Source organism: Micromonospora sp. 15K316 (assembly GCF_004348525.1).
In the GTDB taxonomy this organism is placed as follows: domain Bacteria; phylum Actinomycetota; class Actinomycetes; order Mycobacteriales; family Micromonosporaceae; genus Micromonospora.
In genome coordinates, this window is sequence record NZ_SMKG01000345.1 from 1 (window position 1) to 4056 (window position 4056).

The window sequence follows — 4056 nt, forward strand, 5'->3', positions numbered from 1 at the left end:
CCACCGCGTCGCCCACCGACACCACCCGCTGCGCCTGCCCCCGACCGCCCGGCGCCGGCAGCTCCGCCCGCCGCCACACCAACCCGTCCGGGGAGGTCCACGCCAGCGGCGCCAACGCCGTCCCGCCGGCCGGCGACACCGCACCCACCACCAGCCAACCCGAACCGGTGGCCAACCCGTCGTACGCCGCCGTCCGGCCCCGCCGGTCACCGGCCAGCTCGGGCAGCCCCTCACGCAACGTGAACTCCCGGCCGTCCGGGGAGGCCCATACCGCCGCCCCGTCGACCCGCGACCCGACGATCAGCCAGCCGCACGGACCGGCCACCAACCGGGCCGCGCTCACCGCCCGGGGACCACCGAACCGCTCGAACGGCGCCGCCACCTCCCGGACCGCCCCGTCGGCACCCTCGACCCAACCGCCGATCCGCGGATTGCCGTGCACCCCGCCGCTCACCGTCCCGAGCGCCGCCAGCCGGGCGTCTCGGCACGCGGCGGCGTAGAGCACGTGCCGCCGGCCGTAGAAGCTCGACGGCACCAGCCGCGACACCGACCAGGTCACGCCATCGGCGCTCGACCAGACCGCCGGCCGGGTCGCCCCCGCCGGATCCGCCACCCCGCCCACCACGTACCACCGGCCCGCACACGCCGTCGCGTCCCGCAGCAGCGGCCGGCCCGGCACACCCGGCGGCGCCGGCAGCGTCACCGGCCGCCAGGTCGGGTGAACCGGTCGCGGAACGTCGCCGTCGACCGAGGTGGCGTGCCCGCAGCCGGTGAGGAGCACGGCGATCAGGCCGAGCACCACCATCACGGGCCGGACGGACACGCTGCCTCCTGCTCGGCCGCGAGATCGACGCCGCATCAGATGCTATCGATCGGGATCGGCCGCGCGCTCCCCCGCCCGGTCGACCCGGCTCCGAGGCCGGGCCGACCGTCGATCAGGACGCTGGGCGCGGCGCCTCGCCGCCGGCGGTCTCCACGAGGATCCGCTCGGCGACCTCCTTCATGGTCATCCGGTGGTCCATCGCGGTGCGCTGGATCCACTTGAACGCCTGCGGCTCGGTCATCCCGTAGGTGGTCATCAGGGCCCCCTTGGCCCGCTCCACCGCCTTGCGGACCTCCAGGCGGTCGGTCAGCCCGGCCACCTCCGCCTCCAGCGCGGCGACCTCGGAGTAGCGGGAGAGCGCGATCTCCACCGCCGGGACCAGGTCACTCTTCTGGAAGGGCTTGACGAGGTACGCCATCGCGCCGGCCGCCCGGGCCCGCTCGACCAGATCCCGCTGGCTGAACGCGGTCAGGATGATCACCGGGGCGATCCGGGCGCCGGCGATCCGCTCGGCCGCCGCCAGCCCATCCATGATCGGCATCTTGATGTCGAGGATCACCAGGTCGGGCTTGAGTTCCTCGGCGAGGCGGACGGCGGTCTCGCCGTCACCGGCCTCGCCCACGACCTCGTAGCCCTCCTCGACCAGCATCTCGGCGAGGTCCAGCCGGATGAGCGCCTCGTCCTCGGCGATCAGTACCCGCCTGCGCTCGGCATCCGTCTGCGTCTCGGCCACCCCTACCCCCACCAGTCGCACGCGACACCCGCCCAGCCGGGTGTCGCCGCCCTTAGCGTAGTGGGTACCCTATGAGTGGCCGCCAGAGCATTCCGCGCGGATGTCCCCGTATTCCAACCGGTAGAGAAACGGAGCTCAAACCTCCGACAGTGTGGGTTCGAATCCCACCGGGGACACCGAAATGTCGTACATCCGTTCGAGGATGGATTCGTGCATCCTCCTGAAATCCGCGCTCACGCACGAAGGCTCTACCTCTCCGGCGCGAACGTGGCGGACGTGGCCCGGAGCGTTGGTGTCTCCTACCGCACGGTGTGGGACTGGTGCCGGACACGACCGGAGCCGGCGCTCCAGGGAACGGCCCTCCGCTGCTTCCGCTGTCGGCCTGACCACAATCCGACAGATCAACGAGCGTACGCGTATTTGCTCGGTCTCTATCTGGGCGACGGCCATCTCGTCACCACCGCCCGCGTGCCGGTGCTGCGGATCATTTGCAGTAACAGTTGGCCCAATTTGATCGACGCGTGCGAGCAGGCCATGAAGGCGGTGCTGGCCGGGGCCGTGCAACGCGTCCAGAAGCAGGGGTGCGTCGGCGTGCAGAGCTACGGCACCCACTGGCCCTGTCTGCTTCCGCAGCACGGGCCGGGCAAGAAGCACGAGCGGCCCATCGTGCTGGCCGGGTGGCAGCGGGAGATCGTGGCCGCCCACCCGGGCGACTTCGCGCGGGGGCTGTTCCACTCCGACGGCTGCCGGGTCGGCAACCGGGTGACGGTGCGAGGAAGGGAGTACGTCTACCCGCGCTACCTGTTCACCAACGAGTCGGCCGACATCATCGACCTCTGCCGGTGGGCCCTCGACCTGCTCGGCGTCGCCTGGCGGATGAACCGGCGCAACTCGCTGTCGGTGGCCCGGCGGGAGGCGGTCGCGACGCTCGACCGGCACGTCGGTCCCAAGTCGTGAGTTCAGCCGGATGTCCGGGCGGTGGTATTTATTCGTCGCCGGCCGTCGGGCAGGCTGGTGGCGTAGCGGCGGCAGGGCATGCCACCGCGTCCTGCCCGGCCACTGGCTCGCGCAGGGTGAGCCGGGCGAGGAACGGGCGGAGGTGCGGCGGTGAGGGTTGTCGTCTTCGGCGCGACCGGCATGGTGGGGCAGGGTGTGCTGCGGGAGTGCCTGCTCGCCGACGACGTGACGAGTGTGCTGGTGATCGGGCGGACGCCGACCGGCCGGCGACACCCGAAGCTCCGCGAGATCACGGTGCCCGACGTCGGCGAGCTGGCCGGGGTCCGCGACGAACTCTCCGGGGTCGACGCCTGCTTCTACTGCCTGGGCGTCTCCTCGCTCGGCGTGGACGAGGCGACCTACACCCGGATCAGCCACGACTACCCGGTGGCGGCGGCCCGGCTGCTGGTCGAGGTGAGCCCCGCCGCGACGTTCGTCTACGTCTCCGGGGTCGGCACCGACTCTTCCGAGCGGGGGCGGGTGATGTGGGCGCGGGTCAAGGGCCGCGCCGAGAACGCCGTGCTCGATCTGCTGCCCAACGGCTACGCGGCGCGGCCCGGCTTCATCCAGCCGACCCACGGCGTGGTGTCGAAGACCCGCTGGTACCGGCTCGGGTACGCGATCACCCGGCCGCTCTTCCCGGTGCTGCGCCGGCTCTTCCCGAACCAGGTGACCACCACGGACCGGCTCGGTCGGGCGATGCTGCGGGTGGCCCGGCAGGGCTCGCCCCGGCGGGTGCTGACCGGCCCCGATCTGGCCTGACCGGCGGGTGGCGGATGGTGCGCCCGGCGGTCAGCCGATCAGGGCGAGCGCCTGCGCCAGGTCGGCCCGGAGGTCCTCCGGGTCCTCGAGGCCGACCGAGATCCGCAGTAGTCCCCCGTTCGGCTTGGCGTCGCCGGCCACCGGACGGTGGGTGAGGGAGGCGGGGTGCTGGATGAGGGTGTCCACGCCGCCGAGGGAGACCGCGTGGGTGATCAGGCGGCAGGCGCCGGCGACGGTCGCGGCGGCGGGCGCGCCGCCGCGTACGTCGATGGCGAGGAGGCTGCCGGTGCCGCTCATCTGCCGACCGACGAGCCCGGCCGGGTCGTGCAGGGACGGGTGGTACGCCTGCTCGACGGCGGGGTGGTCGGCGCACCAGCCGGCGAGTTTCTCCGCGGCGGCCTGTTGGGCGCGTACCCGGATCGGCAGGGTCTGCAGGCCACGGTGGAGCAGGTACGCCCCGAGCGGGTGGAGGATCGCGCCGGTGACCGCGCGGACCTGCCGGAGCCGGGCCGCCCAGTCGGTGTCGCAGGCGACGACGCCGGCGAGGACGTCGCCGTGGCCGCCGATGCTCTTGGTGGCGCTGTGCAGGACGAGGGTGGCACCGTGCCGGGCGGGCCGCTGGAGCACCGGGGTGGCGACGGTGTTGTCGACCAGGAGTGGGACGTCGCCGGCGGCCTGGGCGAGGGCGGCGATGTCGACGAGGTCGCAGGTGGGGTTGGCGGGGGTCTCGACGATGACGCTG

At 73.0% G+C, this 4056-nt stretch carries 5 protein-coding genes, 1 tRNA gene and 1 pseudogene; 4 read left to right on the plus strand and 3 right to left on the minus strand.

The window, feature by feature from the left end; all coding sequences use genetic code 11:
* Positions 1-823: hypothetical protein (locus E1211_RS31075; protein ID WP_132353645.1), on the minus strand; the 823-nt coding region annotated here is incomplete at its 3' end.
* Between the two features lie 112 nt (positions 824-935).
* Positions 936-1556, minus strand: a complete 621-nt coding sequence (locus E1211_RS31080) for an ANTAR domain-containing response regulator (protein WP_132353647.1) — start codon at positions 1554-1556, stop codon at positions 936-938.
* A gap of 102 nt (positions 1557-1658) precedes the next feature.
* On the opposite strand from E1211_RS31080, the gene E1211_RS31085 reads away from it, so the two are divergent.
* The 4 genes and pseudogenes from E1211_RS31085 to E1211_RS31095 all read left to right on the plus strand — a co-directional run bounded on the left by E1211_RS31085 (position 1659) and on the right by E1211_RS31095 (position 3314).
* Positions 1659-1732, plus strand: a tRNA-Leu gene (locus tag E1211_RS31085).
* A gap of 34 nt (positions 1733-1766) precedes the next feature.
* Positions 1767-1871 (plus strand): annotated as a pseudogene (locus tag E1211_RS33770) (helix-turn-helix domain-containing protein); the annotation flags it as partial.
* A 105-nt stretch (positions 1872-1976) separates the two neighbouring features.
* Positions 1977-2513 (plus strand): hypothetical protein, encoded by a 537-nt coding sequence (locus tag E1211_RS31090; protein ID WP_243709788.1) that lies wholly within the window; start codon positions 1977-1979, stop codon positions 2511-2513.
* A 150-nt stretch (positions 2514-2663) separates the two neighbouring features.
* Positions 2664-3314, plus strand: a complete 651-nt coding sequence (locus tag E1211_RS31095; RefSeq protein WP_132353651.1) for an epimerase — start codon at positions 2664-2666, stop codon at positions 3312-3314.
* A gap of 30 nt (positions 3315-3344) precedes the next feature.
* Here the strand turns inward: E1211_RS31095 and E1211_RS31100 are convergent.
* A partial coding sequence (locus tag E1211_RS31100; protein ID WP_207915580.1) for a PLP-dependent aspartate aminotransferase family protein occupies positions 3345-4056 on the minus strand: 712 nt, incomplete at its 5' end.